This window comes from Streptomyces sp. SID14515, assembly GCF_010548505.1.
GTDB lineage: Bacteria > Actinomycetota > Actinomycetes > Streptomycetales > Streptomycetaceae > Streptomyces > Streptomyces caviscabies.
This window is the reverse complement of record NZ_JAAGMH010000147.1, coordinates 39456-56215: the sequence shown is the minus strand read 5'-3', so window position 1 is coordinate 56215 and position 16760 is coordinate 39456. Positions and strand designations below refer to the sequence as shown.

Annotated in this window: 23 protein-coding genes; 18 read left to right on the top strand and 5 right to left on the bottom strand. The window is 62.0% G+C overall.

Translation table 11 applies throughout. The annotated features are described in order from the left end of the window. Nucleotides 1-620: 620 nt before the first annotated feature. The 18 genes from G3I54_RS37690 to G3I54_RS37605 all read left to right on the top strand — a co-directional run bounded on the left by G3I54_RS37690 (nucleotide 621) and on the right by G3I54_RS37605 (nucleotide 11320). Nucleotides 621-800: a hypothetical protein gene (locus G3I54_RS37690; RefSeq protein ID WP_164621720.1), complete on the top strand. Its 180-nt coding sequence runs from the start codon at nucleotides 621-623 to the stop codon at nucleotides 798-800. After that, on the top strand, nucleotides 797-1048 hold the full coding sequence (locus tag G3I54_RS37685; protein ID WP_203687750.1) for a hypothetical protein: 252 nt from the start codon (nucleotides 797-799) through the stop codon (nucleotides 1046-1048). Before G3I54_RS37690 ends, G3I54_RS37685 begins: the two co-directional genes overlap by 4 nt. Nucleotides 1049-1338: 290 nt before the next feature. Then, nucleotides 1339-1572: a hypothetical protein gene (locus tag G3I54_RS37680; protein ID WP_164621718.1), complete on the top strand. Its 234-nt coding sequence runs from the start codon at nucleotides 1339-1341 to the stop codon at nucleotides 1570-1572. Nucleotides 1573-1654: 82 nt separating this feature from the next. Then, entirely contained in the window at nucleotides 1655-2020 is a 366-nt protein-coding gene (locus G3I54_RS37675) for a hypothetical protein (protein WP_164621715.1), read from the top strand. 101 nt (nucleotides 2021-2121) lie between these two features. Then, nucleotides 2122-2562: a hypothetical protein gene (locus G3I54_RS37670; RefSeq protein ID WP_164621713.1), complete on the top strand. Its 441-nt coding sequence runs from the start codon at nucleotides 2122-2124 to the stop codon at nucleotides 2560-2562. 2 nt (nucleotides 2563-2564) lie between these two features. Beyond that, on the top strand, nucleotides 2565-3059 hold the full coding sequence (locus tag G3I54_RS37665) for a hypothetical protein (protein WP_164621711.1): 495 nt from the start codon (nucleotides 2565-2567) through the stop codon (nucleotides 3057-3059). Next, nucleotides 3059-3307, top strand: coding sequence for a hypothetical protein (locus G3I54_RS37660; protein ID WP_164621709.1), 249 nt, complete (start codon nucleotides 3059-3061; stop codon nucleotides 3305-3307). The genes G3I54_RS37665 and G3I54_RS37660 overlap by 1 nt, the downstream gene beginning before the upstream one ends. A gap of 83 nt (nucleotides 3308-3390) precedes the next feature. After that, nucleotides 3391-3705, top strand: a complete 315-nt coding sequence (locus tag G3I54_RS37655) for a hypothetical protein (RefSeq protein WP_164621707.1) — start codon at nucleotides 3391-3393, stop codon at nucleotides 3703-3705. Between the two features lie 2 nt (nucleotides 3706-3707). Further along, nucleotides 3708-3956, top strand: coding sequence for a hypothetical protein (locus tag G3I54_RS37650; RefSeq protein ID WP_164621705.1), 249 nt, complete (start codon nucleotides 3708-3710; stop codon nucleotides 3954-3956). 206 nt (nucleotides 3957-4162) lie between these two features. Then, the gene (locus tag G3I54_RS37645; protein ID WP_164621703.1) at nucleotides 4163-4669 is read left to right on the top strand and encodes a histone-like nucleoid-structuring protein Lsr2; all 507 of its coding nucleotides are present in this window, start codon (nucleotides 4163-4165) and stop codon (nucleotides 4667-4669) included. Next, nucleotides 4666-5001 carry a hypothetical protein gene (locus G3I54_RS37640; protein ID WP_164621701.1) on the top strand — a complete coding sequence of 112 codons (336 nt, stop codon included), beginning with the start codon at nucleotides 4666-4668 and terminating at the stop codon, nucleotides 4999-5001. Before G3I54_RS37645 ends, G3I54_RS37640 begins: the two co-directional genes overlap by 4 nt. Further along, on the top strand, nucleotides 4998-5246 hold the full coding sequence (locus G3I54_RS37635) for a hypothetical protein (RefSeq protein ID WP_164621699.1): 249 nt from the start codon (nucleotides 4998-5000) through the stop codon (nucleotides 5244-5246). Before G3I54_RS37640 ends, G3I54_RS37635 begins: the two co-directional genes overlap by 4 nt. 320 nt (nucleotides 5247-5566) lie before the next feature. After that, nucleotides 5567-5866, top strand: coding sequence for a hypothetical protein (locus tag G3I54_RS37630; RefSeq protein ID WP_164621697.1), 300 nt, complete (start codon nucleotides 5567-5569; stop codon nucleotides 5864-5866). A gap of 118 nt (nucleotides 5867-5984) precedes the next feature. Then, entirely contained in the window at nucleotides 5985-6173 is a 189-nt protein-coding gene (locus tag G3I54_RS37625) for a hypothetical protein (protein ID WP_164621695.1), read from the top strand. A gap of 23 nt (nucleotides 6174-6196) precedes the next feature. Continuing rightward, complete coding sequence (locus G3I54_RS37620) at nucleotides 6197-7516, top strand: DUF3987 domain-containing protein (RefSeq protein ID WP_164621693.1); 1320 nt, start codon at nucleotides 6197-6199, stop codon at nucleotides 7514-7516. A 268-nt stretch (nucleotides 7517-7784) separates the two neighbouring features. Beyond that, on the top strand, nucleotides 7785-9833 hold the full coding sequence (locus G3I54_RS37615) for a DUF6884 domain-containing protein (protein ID WP_164621691.1): 2049 nt from the start codon (nucleotides 7785-7787) through the stop codon (nucleotides 9831-9833). A gap of 769 nt (nucleotides 9834-10602) precedes the next feature. Then, entirely contained in the window at nucleotides 10603-10902 is a 300-nt protein-coding gene (locus G3I54_RS37610) for a hypothetical protein (RefSeq protein ID WP_164621689.1), read from the top strand. Nucleotides 10903-11041: 139 nt separating this feature from the next. Beyond that, nucleotides 11042-11320 (top strand): hypothetical protein, encoded by a 279-nt coding sequence (locus tag G3I54_RS37605; RefSeq protein WP_164621688.1) that lies wholly within the window; start codon nucleotides 11042-11044, stop codon nucleotides 11318-11320. Nucleotides 11321-11628: 308 nt separating this feature from the next. Here G3I54_RS37605 and G3I54_RS37600 read toward each other — a convergent pair whose 3' ends face one another. The 5 genes from G3I54_RS37600 to G3I54_RS37580 all read right to left on the bottom strand — a co-directional run bounded on the left by G3I54_RS37600 (nucleotide 11629) and on the right by G3I54_RS37580 (nucleotide 16754). Then, on the bottom strand, nucleotides 11629-12543 hold the full coding sequence (locus tag G3I54_RS37600) for a peptidoglycan-binding protein (protein WP_239144774.1): 915 nt from the start codon (nucleotides 12541-12543) through the stop codon (nucleotides 11629-11631). 11 nt (nucleotides 12544-12554) lie between these two features. Further along, on the bottom strand, nucleotides 12555-12842 hold the full coding sequence (locus G3I54_RS37595) for a hypothetical protein (RefSeq protein WP_203687733.1): 288 nt from the start codon (nucleotides 12840-12842) through the stop codon (nucleotides 12555-12557). A 7-nt stretch (nucleotides 12843-12849) separates the two neighbouring features. Next, on the bottom strand, nucleotides 12850-13992 hold the full coding sequence (locus G3I54_RS37590; protein WP_164621684.1) for a right-handed parallel beta-helix repeat-containing protein: 1143 nt from the start codon (nucleotides 13990-13992) through the stop codon (nucleotides 12850-12852). Between the two features lie 443 nt (nucleotides 13993-14435). Next, nucleotides 14436-15518: a hypothetical protein gene (locus G3I54_RS37585; RefSeq protein WP_164621682.1), complete on the bottom strand. Its 1083-nt coding sequence runs from the start codon at nucleotides 15516-15518 to the stop codon at nucleotides 14436-14438. Nucleotides 15519-15521: 3 nt separating this feature from the next. Then, nucleotides 15522-16754: a siphovirus ReqiPepy6 Gp37-like family protein gene (locus G3I54_RS37580; protein ID WP_164621680.1), complete on the bottom strand. Its 1233-nt coding sequence runs from the start codon at nucleotides 16752-16754 to the stop codon at nucleotides 15522-15524. Nucleotides 16755-16760 lie beyond the last annotated feature (6 nt).

Genomic DNA, 16760 nt, shown 5'->3' with positions numbered 1-16760 from the left:
CGTGTGGGAAGCGCACGTTGCCGCGGCCGTGAAGGCCGAGTACGAGCGCCGAGCGGCGGCCTATGACGGCATGTGTCAGTCGTGCGCGCTGATCCGAGTCAAGGGCAGCTTCGAGTGCGAGCCCTGCTCGAAGTCGTGGGAGGTCTGACATGGCAACTATCTGCTGTGGGTGCCGTGACTGCCCCGAGATAGCCACCACAGGCCGAGGTGAGCCCGCTCTCTGCCCCTTGTGCGAAGAAGCAGGCTGCAACATCCACGAGAACCTTCCCAGCTTCATCACCGGGTACGGGCTCGGCCACGAGTGCCAGCACCTCGACATGTACGGCTAAGCCGCCCGGATTTGGTGAGGCACGCCGGCCTGGCCTCAGGCCGGCGTGCAGCTCCCTGTCTGTACGTCCGCAGATTTCCTCTCTTATGGAAGGAATTACCATGCGCGCACGCGCCTTCATGCACCCCCGCAAGAACGTCCAGCTCGGTCGTGCCGCCCGCAGGTGGGGCCAGCCCCACATTCCCGGCCGGTACCGAGTGTTTGAGGCCGTCACCGGCTCCGTCACGCCCGGCCGGTCGCTCTTTTGTCTCGGGGCCCTCCGTACGTTCCAGCGCTTCGTGAAGGGCCTCTGATGTCTGCTGTGCGCCACGGAAAGAGTGCTCGACGGGACGCCAAGAGGCCGGTCCCGGTCGTCAAGGGGCAGGCGGACCTGCTCACCGAGTGGCGCGAGGTCGGGCTTATCACCCCCGCGCAGTACGCGACCTTCACCCGCAGCCCCCGGTCCAACATCTACCCCGGAGAGATCGCATGACCATTCGAGTGGACGCCCTAGGCAACGTGGTCGTCGGCAAGGCCCCGAGTCAGGAGTACACGGTCGTCTGGCGCGCTGCCGCAACGGGCGAGGTCGCCACGGAGACCCGGAAGGAAAAGCTGAGCACACTGAAGAACTACGTCTTCCGAACGTGCCTGGATTACAACTTCACCGGGGCCAATTCCAGACCTGTGCTCGACGCCGAAATCTGGCGGACATACAAGAACCGGTCGAAGCGAGTCCACTAGCGAGGGCCTTATGGCACAGGAAGAATATGAATACCGAGGGATTCAGGGCCGTACGAGTTCGCTTGCCGCGAGGATCGTAGATGCGCTCGACGAGAACTCTCGCAGCCCGCACGGCATCAGTATCCCCCTCGACGCGGTGATACGCGTCGGTCCGATGGCTTTCCGATACGACGAGAGGCGAACGCGTAAGCGGTGGTACATCGCAGAACACCCCGCAACCTGGTGAGGTGAAGTAGTGCTCAATAGAAATGCGTTCGACATTATCGAAGACCGGATGTAGGAGACTGTAAATGTGTGACCCGAAGGTCTACACCGAGCAGCAGGTGAGCCAGGCAACGAGTGCGGCCATGGACCTGATCCTTGGCGAAATCGAATGTGACCAGGAGTGGGAAGACCTGCTTTCCCTCATGGGCAACGCCACCGTGACCGTGCTTACGAGTGAGCTGTCCGCCGACCTCGAAGAGGTCGTGCAAGAGAACTACGGGCAAGAGCTCGAAGAGTTCAAGAGCGACAGGGGTTTCTGAAATGCAGGCGCCCGAATGGCACAACACGATCGGCTACCCCCAGCTAGGCCGAGGAACTGCATACCGCGGATACGTAGTCCAGGTGCAGAGCACCGACGACGGACACCCCGAGAAGTGGTTCACCTACGCCTTCGACCACGACGACCGGCTGACGTACTGGATAGGCGACGGACCGACCGAGGCCGACGCGAAGGCCCTCCTGGAACGGCTCATCGAACACGGCTGGATCTGCGAAGTCTTCGTGTCGGACGCGGCCGGCCACTGCAAGGACCCGGCCATGACGGTCAGGTCCACATGGGACAGACCTAGGACGAACCGGCTTCGGATGCTGCTGTGCGAGGAGCACCGGAACGTGCTGCCCGACTGGGACCGCATGACCATCCGCCAGCACATCCGTACGTACCGAAGCCTCATGCAGGACGAGCCGATCATCGGCGCCCGCCTGTAGGACCGACGAGCGTGTTTGCCGAAAGGCCCGGATCGGCTAGAGATCCGGGCCTTTTCCATGGGCGCTCGCCCTAACTCCCCTGCGTCAAAAAGGAGTTCAACATGCGCAAGTTCTTCTCGGCTCTGGTCCGCCGCGGACGCCAGCCCGACAGCCGGCCCGGCGAAGAACGCGTCCGCCAGGCCCTCGACAGCTACCGCGCCCCGTACGACCCCCAAGACCCCTTCGAGGCGTACGCGGCCGACTTCCTCACGGACCTCTTCCAGATCAGCCGCGCTGAAGGAATGGACCCCGAGGCCCTGGTCGAGCAGGCGTTTAACTACCTCGTTACCGAGCCCGTCGGCGGCTCGCCCCGGGAAACCGATAGGAGGGAGGACGACACGCAACACGTCACATACAACGGCCGAAAGGTATTTCAGGGCGAGGAGTTTGAGGCTTCCGGGTACACGCTCACATTCGTGAAGTATGAGGGCGACGACCTTTACCTCTATAGCCGCGCCGTTGGGGAGTTCACCGTCCCCATCCGCAACGAGAAGGAGAGCTGAACATGTCTCGTAAGTGCCCCAAGAAGTTTCGCAAGGAGCAGGCGGCCAAACTCAGGGCCGCTGAGGCGTTCACGGATGCCTGGATGACGTCCGGGCTGGCTTACAACCTGCTTCCGGATTACGGCATCCAACTGGGATGTGAGGAGGCGGAGACCTACGCGGAGCTGTTCCACGCCTTCAAGTTTCCGCACACGGGTGAGCAGATCATCGCTGATCACAGGCAGGGATGCTGCCACCCGCATTACCACGCAGGTAAGGGAACGTGGACCTTTGTGATATCGGTCAAGGGGGCCAGCGTTCCCGCAGACACGGAATACACGATCGTAGCGGACGGGCCGACCGGGGCGGCGGCGGAAATCCGCGCTGAGGAATACCTTCTTGGCGAAATGAGAAAGAAGTTCGGGCCCCTCGTGCACGTCTTGACCGAAGACGTGGAGGAGGGAGTACCGGCTTCGATCGCCCTCTTCTCCTGGACCGACATCCGGAAGGATACGTAATGGCTGATGGCCGAAACCTTCTCGAAAAGATAGCCAAGGCTTATACGCGGCTTGACATGGAGCGAGAGGAGTCGTTCCGCGCCAACCTGCGGACGTACGACCCGCGTCCGGGAGATCAGCCCTGCGAAGACTGGGAGATGGGTGAATACGACGATCTTGAGTCTTCGTGGGCCGAAGACGCGGAACTTCTGCTGAGCGAATTTGTGCAAGAGGTTCGCCTTTACCTGGGAATGGAGAGCAGCGAGTGAGCTGGCGATACGACGTATTCGAGTGCGACAACGAGACCGATGACCACATTAAGTGCCTGGTGTGGTCGGGGCCTCCTCTTCACGTGAACATCCCCTGGAAGGACGCGTACCGCCGAGCAGAGGAGCTTCCTCACGCGGTTGTAGAGAGCCGGTACGTGGGCGAGCTGCCGTACAAGCGGACGCCGCACATCGTCTTCGAGCACATCGAGGGTGGAGGTGCCTGCTGGATCTGCGCGCAACGCCGCGGGCCGCTGTGCAAGACGGGGCACGGAAACAAGTTCGTCTGCGATCCGTGCCAGCGTGACATGCGTCGGCACCACGAGCAGTGGGCGCGCGAGGCCGGCACGGATCCGAGCCGTTTCACGTACGTACCGATCATCGACACCTTGGAGCCGTAGTGATGCAGCCGGAGATGACGCTCAGCTTCGAGGAGTTTCCGGAGCCGAAGCGGTGGACGTCCGACCACGGGCGGCTCCACTGGATCGCATACGGCAACGTCGTGGTGACGTGCTCGGAGCACGGGGAAATTCATCGTGTTCTTTCGACCTCGTACCTCGAAAAGACGCATCCGTGGGCCAACACGAACGCGACCCTTTGGGAGCGTAATCACTTGCGAGATGAACACGGCATCGACCTGGGCCGGGCCTGAGCAATGCCCTACCCGAAGAATTACAGCGGGAATTGCATGGCCAACTGCGGGAAGCCTGCAACCTGTTGGGTCGATATCGAGCGGTACGGCGAGAAGCGTTTTGTTTCCTGGCCTCACTGCGACGGGTGTGCCCAGGGGTGGTTGGAGGACGACAACGTAACCACTCGACCGCTCAAGAGGGCTTCGTGAGCGGGGGAGGGGGGCCGATGTACCTGTCTAATGACTGGTACATCGAGGCCGCTGCCGATGCTCGGCGGCGGGAAAGCGGCAGCTCCGTATACCTGAACATTCTCACGTCCAGGTATCACGAGAACATGCACTACCGGTCCGCTCGGGCTTTGGCGGAATCTAGGGTCGATCGGTATCTCAGAATGAATGACCTAAGGGAAAGCCCGGACCTCATCCGGGATCACCTGGTCCTCTGGGGTGTTCGTAAAGAGGGGGACCGCTCGGCTCTCCTCTCGCCGGAAATACGGCTCTTCAATGACCGCTACCCGGCTTATCTCGTACAGGTCGCGCGGGAGAAGGCAGAACGTGCGAAGTGGGGTCGAATAGCGGTTGAACGCCGCGAGGCCGCAGCGCGTGCCGCACATCACGCATGGCTTATGAAGGACATGCGCGCGTGGGGCCGGGAGAACGGCTACTTCGTCGGCACGCGGGGCCGTATCCCCCGCAAGGTCGTGGATGCATACAAGGAGGCAAAGGGAATATGAAGAATATCGCCATCGGGGTGATACCCGATGACCTGTTGAACATCGTCGTCACGGTCGAATGGACGCCGGGGGAGAAGGAGTACAAGGTCTCTCTCCTCACGGCCAACGGTGACCTGCTGGTTGGGGACGAGTACCTGTGCCTGACGGCGAGGGCAATCGACTACACCCCTCAGCCCCCGGACTTCGAGGGGTTGGTGATGAGGGGCCTGGCCCCCGGAACAACCCTGTCGGCACGGCTCACACGTACCCTCGCACTCTTCTCCCACTTCAAGTGGCTCAGCCCAATGGAGATCAGCCGCGAGGACCGAGAGAAGTACGGGGCGGCGGCGTGAGCGCGATGAACCGCCTGGACCTCGACCTCACCCAGCTGGGCGCGCAGGCCGCGAATGCGGCTCGGCTCGACACCCCTGCGGCCCGGCTCTCGGCGCTCACCGCCGTCTTCGCGGAGTGCGGAGAGCGGGCGAACGTCTACTACTGCCCGGACACGGCTGCCGCGGATTTCGTCCGCTGGGTTGCTCTCGACTACCAGGGTGCCCGCAGGGCAGTTCGCCGGAGGGCAGGGGTGGCTGGTGTCTGACGTGGAGGCCAAGCGCATCCGGGATCTGGTGGCCAAGTACTACACGGCTTGGTCAGGTTACGCGCCGCGCGGAGACCAGGCGCACGCCCTTCGGTCTCTGCTGTGGGAGATCGATCACCCGTCGCTCGCTGCGCAGACTCCCGAGGTCTGGTCGACGTGGATTGACGAGGTAGAGCCCCGCTGGCCGGCTGACGGGACGTTCCTTCATCCCGACTGGGTCCAAGAGATCCGTCGGCGGGGCATGGAGTCCGCCGCTTGCATTCAAGAAGCAATCAACCCCGCAGCCACAGGTAGTTGGAGCAAGAGCAGGGGGGTCCCCAATGTCTGACCCGTTCTGGATTGCCATTAAGGAACAGCTCCAGGAGCTGACGGCGGCGAAGGGGGCCGACGATGTGATGGAAATCCTGTCGAGGGAGCGGAACCCTTACGGCCACGACTCCATCGCAGGTGACGGATTCTTTGGCGGCAGCGGTGGAGAGGGAACGGTACGTGAATCCCTCCTAACTGCGGGTTGGGGGACCGTGTGGTTCCGGGCGGCGTACTGGTACGCGATGAAGGCCCCGGACGGATCGATGATCACGTACATCGAAGGTGACATATACCGAGGCGACAAGCGGTAGTTGGCCAAATAAGGGGCCGTGGTGGAGACCGGGCGAAGTCCGGTCTCCTGCCATGGACTTTTACTTGAGTCCGTGACGATCAAAACTTGAATGTATGATGCGCGAGAAAGGATCAATGATGGCCCGCAAGGTGGTTGAGACCGTGACGTGCGACGCCTGCTCGAAGAAGGGTTTGGAGGTCGCGGGCACTGTGACGCTCAAGATCATGGAAGACGGCTACGACCTGTGCGACGAGCACGGAGACCGATTCCGGGACCAGCTCGCCGCGGCGCTGGCGCCTGCGGTCGATACCTCCCTCGCCGCCTAACCGAGAAAGGAGGGATTATCTCAATGACCACCTTTGAGCAGATGAAGTTCGGCCCTCTGGGCGAGGCCATCGAAGCGGCCATGCCGACGAGCGAGGCCGACCCCATCGGCGTGTGGGCGGCCAGTCTCTCGCTGTACTCCGCCGCGATCAGCCGCCGCGTCCGCAGCGAGGATCGCCGTCCCGTCGTGGTCTGGACCGTACTCGCCGGCCGAAGTGCCATCGGGCGCAAGGGGTATGCGCTCGGAACGGCAACCGCCGTCTTGGGCAAGTCGATCGGGGGATTCATTCATTCCCGCAAGCGGTCCGGGGTGGCAAGTGGCCCCTCCTTGGTAGACATGCTGGCGGGCCTGGAACTGGACACGATGGGCGCGGACGGAGGCATTGACGGCCGCTGCATCCTCCTCGAAGAGGAGTGGGCAGCAGTGCTCAAAACTCAAAAAAAGTGCAGCAAGTTCAGCACCCTGTTTCGTACGGCATGGGATGGCAAGCCGATATCGAACCGGACCAAGAAGGACGGCCTCCAGTCTGTTGCTCAGCCCCTGCTGGGCTTCCACGCGCACATCACGCCTGGAGAGTGGGGCAAGTACGTCTCTTCGAGTGAGGCCCTGGGAGGCAGTTACAACAGGCTCCTCCCTGTTCTGGTCGAACGGTCGAAAATGCTCCCGTACAACAACAAATGGGTCCTCCCCGATACCTCCGCGATCAAGGACGCCTACAACTGGGCCCTGGAAGAGGACAGGACGATGCGGTTCAGCGCCGAGGCCGGCGAGCGGTACGACGAGATCCGCGCCCTGGTCGAGGACCGGATGGCCGAGCTGCCCGAGCTGCTGGCGTCGTACATGGAGCGCTCCCCGGAACAGGTTCAGCGGGTCGCCGCCGTGCTCAGCGCTACGGAGATGACGGAGGAGATCAGCCGCGACGCGGTCGAGGCGGCCTGGAGCTTCGTCTCTTACTCCATGGCGAGCGTCGAGAAGTTGGTGAAGGACGCGGCCAACAACAGCGAGGGGGCCAAGCCGATGAAGACGCCTGAAGAGCTGGTCCGAGACGTGCTGAAGCGGTACGGGGGCAAGGCGAAGTCGTCCGATCTGCTGCGTCCCTTGTGGGGGAAATTGAACGCGGCTGCCCTGAAGGAAACGGTCGAGGGCATGGACGACGTGAAGTCGTGGACCGAGAAGACGGGAGGCCGCGGAGCCCCCTCGATCATGTACGAGCTGATCGAGACCGAGGCCGAGGAGCTTAGGCGGCCGGAAGCGACGGTGATCGACATTGACCACCTCAGAGGTCGGGCGAAGCCGACCCAGAACCCGCCGGTCGCCAGCAACATCTTTGAAGGGCTGATTTAGGAATGAGTTCGTGCACCAAGCGGAAGTCCGACGTCTTTACTCGGCCTTCCAAGCGGTTCGAGTTGATCGCCAAGGAGCCTACATCGGGGATGGCGTTCGAGGTCGCTGAAGAGTGGGCTTCCAAGATTCGGAAGCTGGGCATGACTGATCGATTTGGGATGCAGATGGAACCGCTTCCCCGGGGATTCTGGGGCGTGTACCTCCTGGACCGCTCGATCCCTGAAAGCTCGTCTCACAAGTCCAAGCACAAGTAATTAGGAGTTCAGACATGCCGAAGCTCATCACCCTCCCTGTCCCCGGACAGATTCGCCGGCACGTGCTCAAGAACCTGACGCCGAATACCAAGGGAGAACAAGACCTCCTGGACGCAAGCCGTGACGGCGCTGCGGAGCTGGAGGCGAAGGGAATGAACTCCCTCAACACCATCGACCTCCACCTGACCAACGATGCGGTCGGCTCCGCCATTGACATAGCCCGAGCGTGGCTCGCCAGCGACAACGGCAACAACGTCATGGCGGCGAAGTCTATGCTTAAGTTCGAACTGGAGTACGAGCCGGACGACCCGAGGGAGATCCGGCACGAGGTCAAGATGCCGAAGAGCCTCGCCGTGCACTTCAAGCCCACGTACGGGCAGAAGCCTTGGGTTGAGGGGAAGTCGGAGGTCATCCAGACCGACATGGGCCGTATGGGCTGGTCGACGTCGGGCGGGCGCGGCAGGGTCCGGGCCGAAACGCTGGGGGCACTGCTGGAGACGATCACCCCGTGGGCCGACTCCCATCCCCAGCCCGCAGCAGCACGGGCTGCGCGGAAGTTCGCGGCGACGCACACCGAGCCGTACGAGAAGACGATGAGGCTCATCAACGGCTACCTCGGGGCCGGCGACAACGAGGGCCAGGCCCCCGAGTCCGGTCCGCGAAAGCCTGAGCTGCCTGAGGGCGCGAGTATCCGCCTGACCAGCGACCGCCCCGAGAAGGTGTTCATCCCGAAGGAGGAACTGGAAGTCCTGCGGGGCTTCGGCTTCAGCGAGGCGCAGATAGCTCTCCTGGGCGCAGTCGACGACGATGGCGCCCACGACTTGATCGAAGATCCCAAGGGCTTCTACATCTCGGACGGCTGGGGCAGAGGCAAGCCGGTAGATCGCACACGTGCGCTCGACCTGTGGGCGCGCGGATGGCTCATGTACTCTCCCCGCGACGGGCGTCGATACTTCCGGCTGACGCCGTCAGGAACCGCGCACCTCAAGCAGTGGCGGGCGGCACACGACCAGGGCCTCATCGACTACGCCGGGAAGGACGGCCTCAACAGCGCGAAGGAGCAGCGCGAGGCATACCCCCGGCTGGTGGTCGAAGACGTGGTGCAGGCAGCCCCCGAAGATCAGACACCGGACTTCATGGAGGCCATTCACGGCCGGGACGAGGTCGAGGTCGAGGCGGAACCGAAGCGCCTGGTCGTGGTCGCCTGCGGCGGGAAGAAGTCGCAGCACGCGGGGAAGATCCGCGCCGACGAACGCTACACCGGGAACTACTTCACCGCCTGCCTGATGGCCGCTGAGGTCATGGACGGCGCAACGATGGTCCTCAGCGCGAAGTACGGGCTGATTCCCCTCTCCGAGGAGATCGAGAACTACGACGTGCGGCCGGGCGACAAGGGCAGCATCCGGCTTGCGACCGTGAAGAGGCAGGTCGAGGAACTGGGGCTTACGGGCGCGCACGTCACGGTCCTCGGCGGAGAGCGGTACGTGAACGCCGCCCGACTGATCTGGGCAGACGTGGAAGCGCCACTGAAGGGCGGCATCGGGCAGCAGCTCAAGCAGCTCGCTGGGATCTACGGGGGCGAGGCCCTGGCACCCGATGAGGAGGGCCCGGAGCGGGTCTACCAGACCACGTTGAAGGAGGTTGGCTACCTTCCCACGCGGAACAGGCCGACGCCACGTGTTATGTGGTTCGGCGGCAAAGCAGGAAGGTTCAACCCGAAGCCGGGCCAGTGGGTAAAGGCGGAGGTGATCTACATCGGGGAAGGTAAGTACGCCATCTATCGGTTCGGAACCTCCGACCAGCTGATGACCGGCACCCTGAGGAACCTGATCCACTGGGGCCCGCTGAACGAGCAGAAGCCGGAGCTCGTGCAGTCGCCCGACGAACCTCGCGATGCCGAAGCTGCGCCGGCCCCCGTCGAGCCCGCGGCGAAGCCTGTGGTCGGGAGCCGGTTCTACGAGGTGCCCGAGAACTGGGTGGAGCTGGCGGAGGAGGGCGACACCGAGGCCGCCCGGCGCTACTGGACTCGTCGGTGCGAGGAGTGGCGTCTTACGCGGAAGTAGAGCGACGCCCAAGAGAAGTGGCCCTGTCCAGGCTAAATGGTCAGGGCCACTCCGAGGGGCATCGTACAGGAACCGCGTCTCGAAGAACGTGGCACCCCCATGGCTGACCCGAAGTTCGCTCGAACCGAGCTGAAGCATCTTGCTCAGGAAGCTCTCATACAGACATTATTTCGGGCGAGCCAAGGAGGCGGGGAAACGCATGACTACATATGACGCGATTGGTAGCGCCGAAGATGCGACTTGGACGAGGCCGGAGAGCGGCGAGTTACCCACTCACGCGATGACGTTCATGTCGCCAGAGCAGACGGAGTTGATGTGTCTGGACGTGCCGGGGATACTGCCGATCCCGGATAAGGGCGACCGTATCGCTTTGCATGACCACGACGTGACCGTTACCGAGTCGCATACGCGATACGGCCGTGATGAGACGACAGGCCGGACTCGGATCTTCACATTCGTACGCGTAACGGCTGATGAGGTTCCAGGCGGAACAGGAGGATAGCTTCGTCGGCCGCCTGCGTGTCAGCCAGACAACTACCCAACTGCGCTGGGTGCTTGACTCACTCTTGATCGTTCTCAATGGAAGATCAACAAGTGCGGGCTTCGGTTGCATCTTTGTCGAGTTGGCAACAGTTGGGAAGTATCTGCTCGAAGCCGTATTGTGGACGCTGACCAGTCAAACATTCACGAGGGCCCGCGTCATTTCTCGGGGGCCAGTGGAACGAAAAGAAGGGCCCCGCCGTAGAAACGGCGGGGCCCGGGGTGCGTTATGAGCAATTCCAAGATGGCCGACCCGAACGGGATCGGGACGGGAAGACCTCCCTCGCCTGAGATGCGAAAGCTGGACAAGCTGCGACGGATAGCAGTCGCAGAACCTATCCGGCACAGAGAGCGAGGGGGCAAGAGTGTTAGCCTCACGGAGTTCAAAGATCCCGAGTCCGGGCAAACCCGTTGGGCCGTCGAAACCATCGAATCGTACGGGCTCACCCGCGAGATACGAGACTCCGGCGACGAGACCACAGCCGGCCTGTGGGCCGACGCTGAAATTACGAGGCTTGGGCTCAACTGATCCACTGCAACAGCGAGGTCGAGGCCCCCACCATTGGGGGCCTCGACCTCGCTGCTGTGTGGGGTGTCGGTGGTTGCCTGACCGTGCAACTTTGTGCAACTTGCTTGCGGCGACAGGTGGCCAGACGGAAGATAACTCCATGCACACATATGAGCCGCCTCCGAACTCGGCAACGATCGACATCTGTGAAGCCTGGGCAGTCTTGCAGGAGGCGAAAGATCGGCTGAAGACGCCGGAGACAATGGCCGCGTGGACCACCCTGGAGACCGCCCTGTCTGAAGTTGCACGTAAATACTATTACGCGAAGCCCAGCGGTAAAGAGGCTCAAGCCGTCAGGAATTCTGACCGTACGGAAATTGATAAGGCCGGAATCCCAGTCGGCCCGGCCCACGGCTTTTATCCAACCTACGTGCAGTAGAAACACAAAAGCGGCCCCCTCCACATGGAGGGGGCCGCTTTTGTGATTAAGATCAACAACCCGCTACTTACTCTGGCGAGTGGTTGGCCGCCTTGCCAAGCGGGCTCTCCTGGTACGAGGCCCGGATCGTCTTGGTGTCCTCGTGGGTGGCCGCAGCCACACCGACACCGAGGAGGGCCGCAGACGTAGCAACGATGGCTTCCCACGGGACGCTGGGCCAGAGGACTAGGAGTGCCGGAACGAGCGCGGCGAGCACGGAATAGATGCGTACTCCGTGTACGGAAAGAAACTTGCGCATAGGAACTTCCTTAGCTGAAGAGGCGCTTCCAAGTGGTCGGGCCGGGGTATCCGTCTGCGTCGGCACCAGACCACTTCTGTGCCTTCTGGAACGCCTGCACGGCCGCGCGGTCGGCGGCCGACCAACGGGGACCCGGACCAACGTCGTAGTAGCGCCCGTAGCCCTTCTTGACGAGCTGCTTGCCGAGCTGGGTGACGTAGGTGTTGCTCACTCCGGCCTTGAAGTGCTGCCGGCCAGGAAACGGCGGGACGCTCGGCTTGGAGGGCTTGGAGGGCTTGGAGGGCTTGGAGGGCTTGGAGGGCGCCGGGGTCTTTCCCGGACCCTTCTTGAGCTGGGCAGCGACGTCCTTACGGAATTCGTCCATGTCCCAGAGCTCACCCTTGGCGGAGCCAATCGGGCCCTTCGGATCGATCTTGCGACCAGTGCCTTCCTTGTGGCCGATCACGGAATCCGCAGACCACTTGTGGAATCGGCAGATCGCCGCGGCCCAAAGGACGACGGAATGGTACTGAGCCGCCGGATAGAAATCGGTCCCGTCGCCCAGGTTCTCGACCTCGATTCCGTAATAGTGACGGTTGCCGTCAACCGGCTCGGACCGGCTCGGGGTCGGGTGCTTGGACGACTCGGCAACAACTGCGTCATGCGCGTTCTGGGCAAAAGTTCCGGCGTGGTTGGCCCTTCCATTGCCGACCATGGTCGCGGTGCCGCTCTTGGACATATAGGTGTGGCACAGGGGGCCGGGAAGTGCCGAAGTCCCCCGGAATACGAAGTTCAGGGAATCAGAGCCTGCGGTGTGGTGGATGACCACACCGTTCACATTGTCGAACTTGCCCTTATGGTTGCGGTTGTTGGTGCGCCAGCCTGAATGTTCCTTGACGTTAAGACCTTCGGCCTTGAGCGTGGTGACGAACTGATCAGCGGTCATGGGTACTGCCATTAATCATCCTCCGAGGGTGGTGTGGTGAGCCGAATGACGGCGAGCTTGGTAGGGTCGAGAGAAGTGAGCAGGTGGACCAGGCGCTCGTTCTCGATCTCGATTCGAGAGAGGCGAGTGTTGATTTCCTTGAGAGATGCTTCAAGGCGGTCGGCGCGGGTCTTTTGGGCCTCAGCCTCCTCACGCCAGACCTTCGCGGCGCTCGTCCGATAAGCGGCGAGAACGACCACGAGGGCGGCGGCAAGAGAAGCGAGGGTGCCGAGTGCGGGCAGAGCTTGCGTAAGTGTCATAGGGCTCCTACTGGGGCGACTGAACGCGGTTCTCCGCGTAGTTGTTGCCTGCCACAGTGGTGATAGCCGTCAGCCGGATTCGTTCGTTGGTGCCCTCCTGGAAAACACCAGCAGTAGCGCCGTGAAGATAGCCACCAACGACAGTCACATCCCGGGCACCCGCAATCCGCACGCCGTACTGGGGAGATGTGCCCGCCGTGCCAGCGTCATCCGTTCCCACGTAACACGTGAGACCAGTGACGACAACGGGTGCTCGGTTCAGGAGAGCGAGGCCCGCAAAGGCGCCCCCACCAGGGCCGCCGTTGCGGCCGTCACGGCGGGTCATAAGGGCGTTCACAATGAAAGGCCCGTTTCCTGTTGCATCAATACGTACGCCATCCTGCCCACAGCGGTCGGTGGAACAGGCGGAGATAGTGGCTGAACCGCTACCAGGCCAGTTCCCCCATGCACCCGTGAAGTGGAATCCGTGAGACCCGGTCCACTCGGCGCGGCAGACGCTAAAGGTACTGTTTGCGCAGTTCGTGATTTTGAAGCCTACAGCCCAGCAACCAATAGCCTGGCAATCAATCATCGTAAGGTCCGTATTGCGGGTGAAAACATAGCCGTTGCTGTGAGAGTTATCCACCATGACTGAATGGAGGCGCCAGGAGTAGGGAAGCTCGCCCTTGCTGTTCGATCCGGTGATGATGCCGTTATTCGGCATGTCTCGAATGCATACATCCCGCATTACAATATTCTGAACATTGCCTTTGGCGTAAATGCCGTCCAGATTCCCGGAAGTTACCTGGGACCCGTCCAGCATCAGGTTGTAGAGCCTCTGCTCGCCATTGATGGCGGGGTGCGTCCCATCCGCGTCACCGATGATGGTGATCATGGCCCCGGTGGTAAAGGTGGGAAGGGCCTGTATGTAACAGGGGTAATCCGTCTTGCCCATGCCAGGCCCGACCATCAAGTTGGAGTGGGAGCCCGTGAGCGTGACCCCTCGGGGAAGGTCGAGGGGGCGGGACGTTCGGTAGACGCCCCTGGGGAAATACACCACACCGCCGTTGCCGGCTGCGTTGATGGCGGCCTGGATGGCGGTGGTGTCATCGGTGGTGCCGTCACCGGTCGCCCCGTACGGGGCCGACGTGACGCTGATCCAGTCCAGCATCTTGGGAGTGAGCACAGGGAGCTGGTTCGAAGGAACCCGCCCAGAGACATCGAGGGTGGCCAGGCCCCCCGGGGTTCCCCGCAAGCCGTTGAGCTCCGCCGTCGACGCCGCTTGAGACCCGTGAGGGTCCACGGCAGCTGTGTGCGCCGCCAGGCGCTCACCGACGTTTGTAGAGACGAGTGCGACCCTGGAAAGGCCAAAGCTGATCCATAGCGTCTCGGCGGCCTCGGGGCCCCAGAAGGACGGGATCATTCCGTCAGCGTCGGCCGTTACTGCGGAGACGGGGGCGAATTCGGCGTCGAGTAGATCGGTTACCTGCGCAGCTCCCTCTGACGGGCCGTCCCAGACGGTTCCGACCGCACCGGGTATTCGTGTCCCAGAGGCGTCCTCTGCCGTATCTGCTGATGTGCCACCAAAAGGGTTTCGTGCCAAGTGGATACTCCTTACTGCGGGAAGTCGGCAGCTTCATAGACGCCGGATATGACCAAGCTTGAACCGCCGGGGAGCATAGGAAGCCCATCGAGGCCGGCGGCGAGGTTCTTGTGGTTGGGGTACAGCAGAATCAATGTGGTCGTCGCTTTACCCAGCGGTGTCCAGCCGGTGAGCTGAAAGTAGTTCGGCATACCGGACGCAGGGCCGCGCGGGCCGGTATTCTGAACAATGCCGTGGAAGGTCTGCCCAACGGCAGCAGACGCGGCCACAGGGAGACTGACCCCCAAATACCAGCTCGCTTCACTGTGCTTGATATCGATAGTCCGCGCGAAGATCCTCATGGAGAACCAAACGGTGCTGGGGCCGATCCACCGGTACCTGCCTTCCCGAACAGCGAGACCCTGTTGGAGGGCGGTTGCGTTCACAAGGTTCGGGGTGTACTTGCGTGTTGGGCCTAGCTGCCTGGTGATTCGCGGCTTGTCCGAGTAGTTGAAATACTCCGCGATCTCTTCCGGCCCGTTGCTGTCCATGTCGTAAGCGAAGGTGTTCTTTGGCATGAGCGCCGCAGAAGGCGCGGTGTTCCATGGAAAGGCGACGGGGTCAGGGATGTTGTACGGGCCGCGGGAGGCGAGCACGGGGAGGCCGCCGTTGGCCGGAAGGCTGATCTCGTAAAGAGGCATTTCCCACACGCCTCCCGCTTGCCTTACCGGAGCCGGCTCCAGGGGCGTGGCGGCGTTGGTGCCCTTCCGGACAGCCAAGTTCACAGAAGGCTTGGACATGTCGGCCCGAATGACGACAAGATCCTTGCGGGGAGTGTTAGCGGTATTCGCAGCGACAGTCAGATTGAGAGCGGAAGTCAACTCGTAATAGAAACCTCCTACCCACGCTTTTCCCGGGCCGATCTGGACCGTGCTGACGTTGACGACCTTCCCGGAGAACGGGAGAGCGGCGGCACTGGCCTGACCGGAAAGAGAACGGTCGATGCGGTCCCCGCCCCACAGGTGGGCCATGTTTTGCCACTGCACTTCTGATACAGCCTTTGTAGCTCCCGTGGTCGCGTTATCCGCGTTGAACGGATAGGAGATTTCAGCCATACATCACATCCTCGCCTCAAGTTTTCGCAGCTTTTCGCGCATGTCGAAAACAGTTTTGTAGAGATTGAGCGGGTTACCCGATCCTTGTTCACCGATGGTCGGATTCACGGTTTCGGTGTCTCCGCCCTGATCGACGGTGATGGAGACCTCGCGGACAATGTCGGTGTACTCGACTCCGTCGATAGAGACGGTGACGATGTCGCCAACGAAGTAATCCCGCCCGAACCTGACTTGCTGGGTATCGACGGGATAGATTTGGAAATTGCCGCTCTTGGCGCCCGTGCTAAGTGCCTCTGTGGCCGCGTCCACCACCGCCTGCTTAGCCGTGGTGAACTGCTCATCGGTCACGGAGAGATCCGCTTTGATGGGGAGCCCCGTAGAGGGGTCGGCCTTGAGGGGAAGGTCCCTGCGATCCAGGAAGACTTCAATTTCAAGGCCCCACTCGGCCTCGGTCGCACTGTCGATCTGCTGATACAGATACCGGCCCTTGCCGGTCCCCTGGCAGGCCACGATGACTCGTGTAACGGTAGGAGCATTGAGCGACCACGTGAATTCTCGGAGGTTCCCGAGTTCCTTACTGAATCGGACTTCCTTGGAGCGGTCCCGCGGAGTGAAGAGGCTCAGACCGATCTTCTTGGTGTTCGGGTCGTACAGGAACCGATAGCCGGTGGTCGTGGTGTCGACCCATGATTCGAGCTTTGTTCCGATGACATCCCACTGAAGGTTGTCAGAGACGACCTTGCCGAATGACACGTCGTTGCCGATGACCACGCCGGCCGAGCGGCGGTTCGGCAGGGCGCCGGCCCCCATCGCCTTATCCAGTTCGTTCCAGACGAGGTGGCCGGCGGGGCCGGAAACTGCTCGACCGTTGTCGTTGGCCTGCCACTGCTGAGTTGCCGCTTTGGTCGGGTCGGGGAATGCCAGACGGTTGTAAGCAATTTTGTTGTCGCACTTACCGCCGAAGTACAGGGAGCCCAGCGAGGTGTGTTGGCTGCTCGTCCAGTAGTGTTGAAAGCTCTCGATCTGCCCTGTGAGAATGGGGAGATCGACGCCGTCTTGATAGATGGCAACTCCGCCGCCCTTCTGGAGAAGGTCAGCCTGAGGAGTTCCCGCAGCTACGAGCATCTGCCAGGCACCTTGCTGGCAGTACCGGACCACTAGGTCCATCGAAATCCAGGTGTCGATGATTCCTATTCGGTTCAGGGCAGCATCTCGTACCTCCACTCGGTATCCCATGTGCAC

What these genes read in the sequence shown, in the direction of transcription:
- G3I54_RS37690 (WP_164621720.1), top strand. Translation starts at nt 621, where the DNA reads ATGTCTGCTGTGCGCCACGGAAAGAGTGCTCGACGGGACGCCAAGAGG.
- G3I54_RS37685 (WP_203687750.1), top strand. Translation starts at nt 797, where the DNA reads ATGACCATTCGAGTGGACGCCCTAGGCAACGTGGTCGTCGGCAAGGCC.
- G3I54_RS37680 (WP_164621718.1), top strand. Translation starts at nt 1,339, where the DNA reads ATGTGTGACCCGAAGGTCTACACCGAGCAGCAGGTGAGCCAGGCAACG.
- G3I54_RS37670 (WP_164621713.1), top strand. Translation starts at nt 2,122, where the DNA reads ATGCGCAAGTTCTTCTCGGCTCTGGTCCGCCGCGGACGCCAGCCCGAC.
- G3I54_RS37665 (WP_164621711.1), top strand. Translation starts at nt 2,565, where the DNA reads ATGTCTCGTAAGTGCCCCAAGAAGTTTCGCAAGGAGCAGGCGGCCAAA.
- G3I54_RS37660 (WP_164621709.1), top strand. Translation starts at nt 3,059, where the DNA reads ATGGCTGATGGCCGAAACCTTCTCGAAAAGATAGCCAAGGCTTATACG.
- G3I54_RS37650 (WP_164621705.1), top strand. Translation starts at nt 3,708, where the DNA reads ATGCAGCCGGAGATGACGCTCAGCTTCGAGGAGTTTCCGGAGCCGAAG.
- G3I54_RS37645 (WP_164621703.1), top strand. Translation starts at nt 4,163, where the DNA reads ATGTACCTGTCTAATGACTGGTACATCGAGGCCGCTGCCGATGCTCGG.
- G3I54_RS37640 (WP_164621701.1), top strand. Translation starts at nt 4,666, where the DNA reads ATGAAGAATATCGCCATCGGGGTGATACCCGATGACCTGTTGAACATC.
- G3I54_RS37630 (WP_164621697.1), top strand. Translation starts at nt 5,567, where the DNA reads ATGTCTGACCCGTTCTGGATTGCCATTAAGGAACAGCTCCAGGAGCTG.
- G3I54_RS37625 (WP_164621695.1), top strand. Translation starts at nt 5,985, where the DNA reads ATGGCCCGCAAGGTGGTTGAGACCGTGACGTGCGACGCCTGCTCGAAG.
- G3I54_RS37620 (WP_164621693.1), top strand. Translation starts at nt 6,197, where the DNA reads ATGACCACCTTTGAGCAGATGAAGTTCGGCCCTCTGGGCGAGGCCATC.
- G3I54_RS37615 (WP_164621691.1), top strand. Translation starts at nt 7,785, where the DNA reads ATGCCGAAGCTCATCACCCTCCCTGTCCCCGGACAGATTCGCCGGCAC.
- G3I54_RS37610 (WP_164621689.1), top strand. Translation starts at nt 10,603, where the DNA reads ATGAGCAATTCCAAGATGGCCGACCCGAACGGGATCGGGACGGGAAGA.
- G3I54_RS37605 (WP_164621688.1), top strand. Translation starts at nt 11,042, where the DNA reads ATGCACACATATGAGCCGCCTCCGAACTCGGCAACGATCGACATCTGT.
- G3I54_RS37600 (WP_239144774.1), bottom strand. Translation starts at nt 12,543, where the DNA reads ATGACCGCTGATCAGTTCGTCACCACGCTCAAGGCCGAAGGTCTTAAC.
- G3I54_RS37595 (WP_203687733.1), bottom strand. Translation starts at nt 12,842, where the DNA reads ATGACACTTACGCAAGCTCTGCCCGCACTCGGCACCCTCGCTTCTCTT.
- G3I54_RS37590 (WP_164621684.1), bottom strand. Translation starts at nt 13,992, where the DNA reads ATGCTGGACTGGATCAGCGTCACGTCGGCCCCGTACGGGGCGACCGGT.
- G3I54_RS37585 (WP_164621682.1), bottom strand. Translation starts at nt 15,518, where the DNA reads ATGGCTGAAATCTCCTATCCGTTCAACGCGGATAACGCGACCACGGGA.
- G3I54_RS37580 (WP_164621680.1), bottom strand. Translation starts at nt 16,754, where the DNA reads ATGGGATACCGAGTGGAGGTACGAGATGCTGCCCTGAACCGAATAGGA.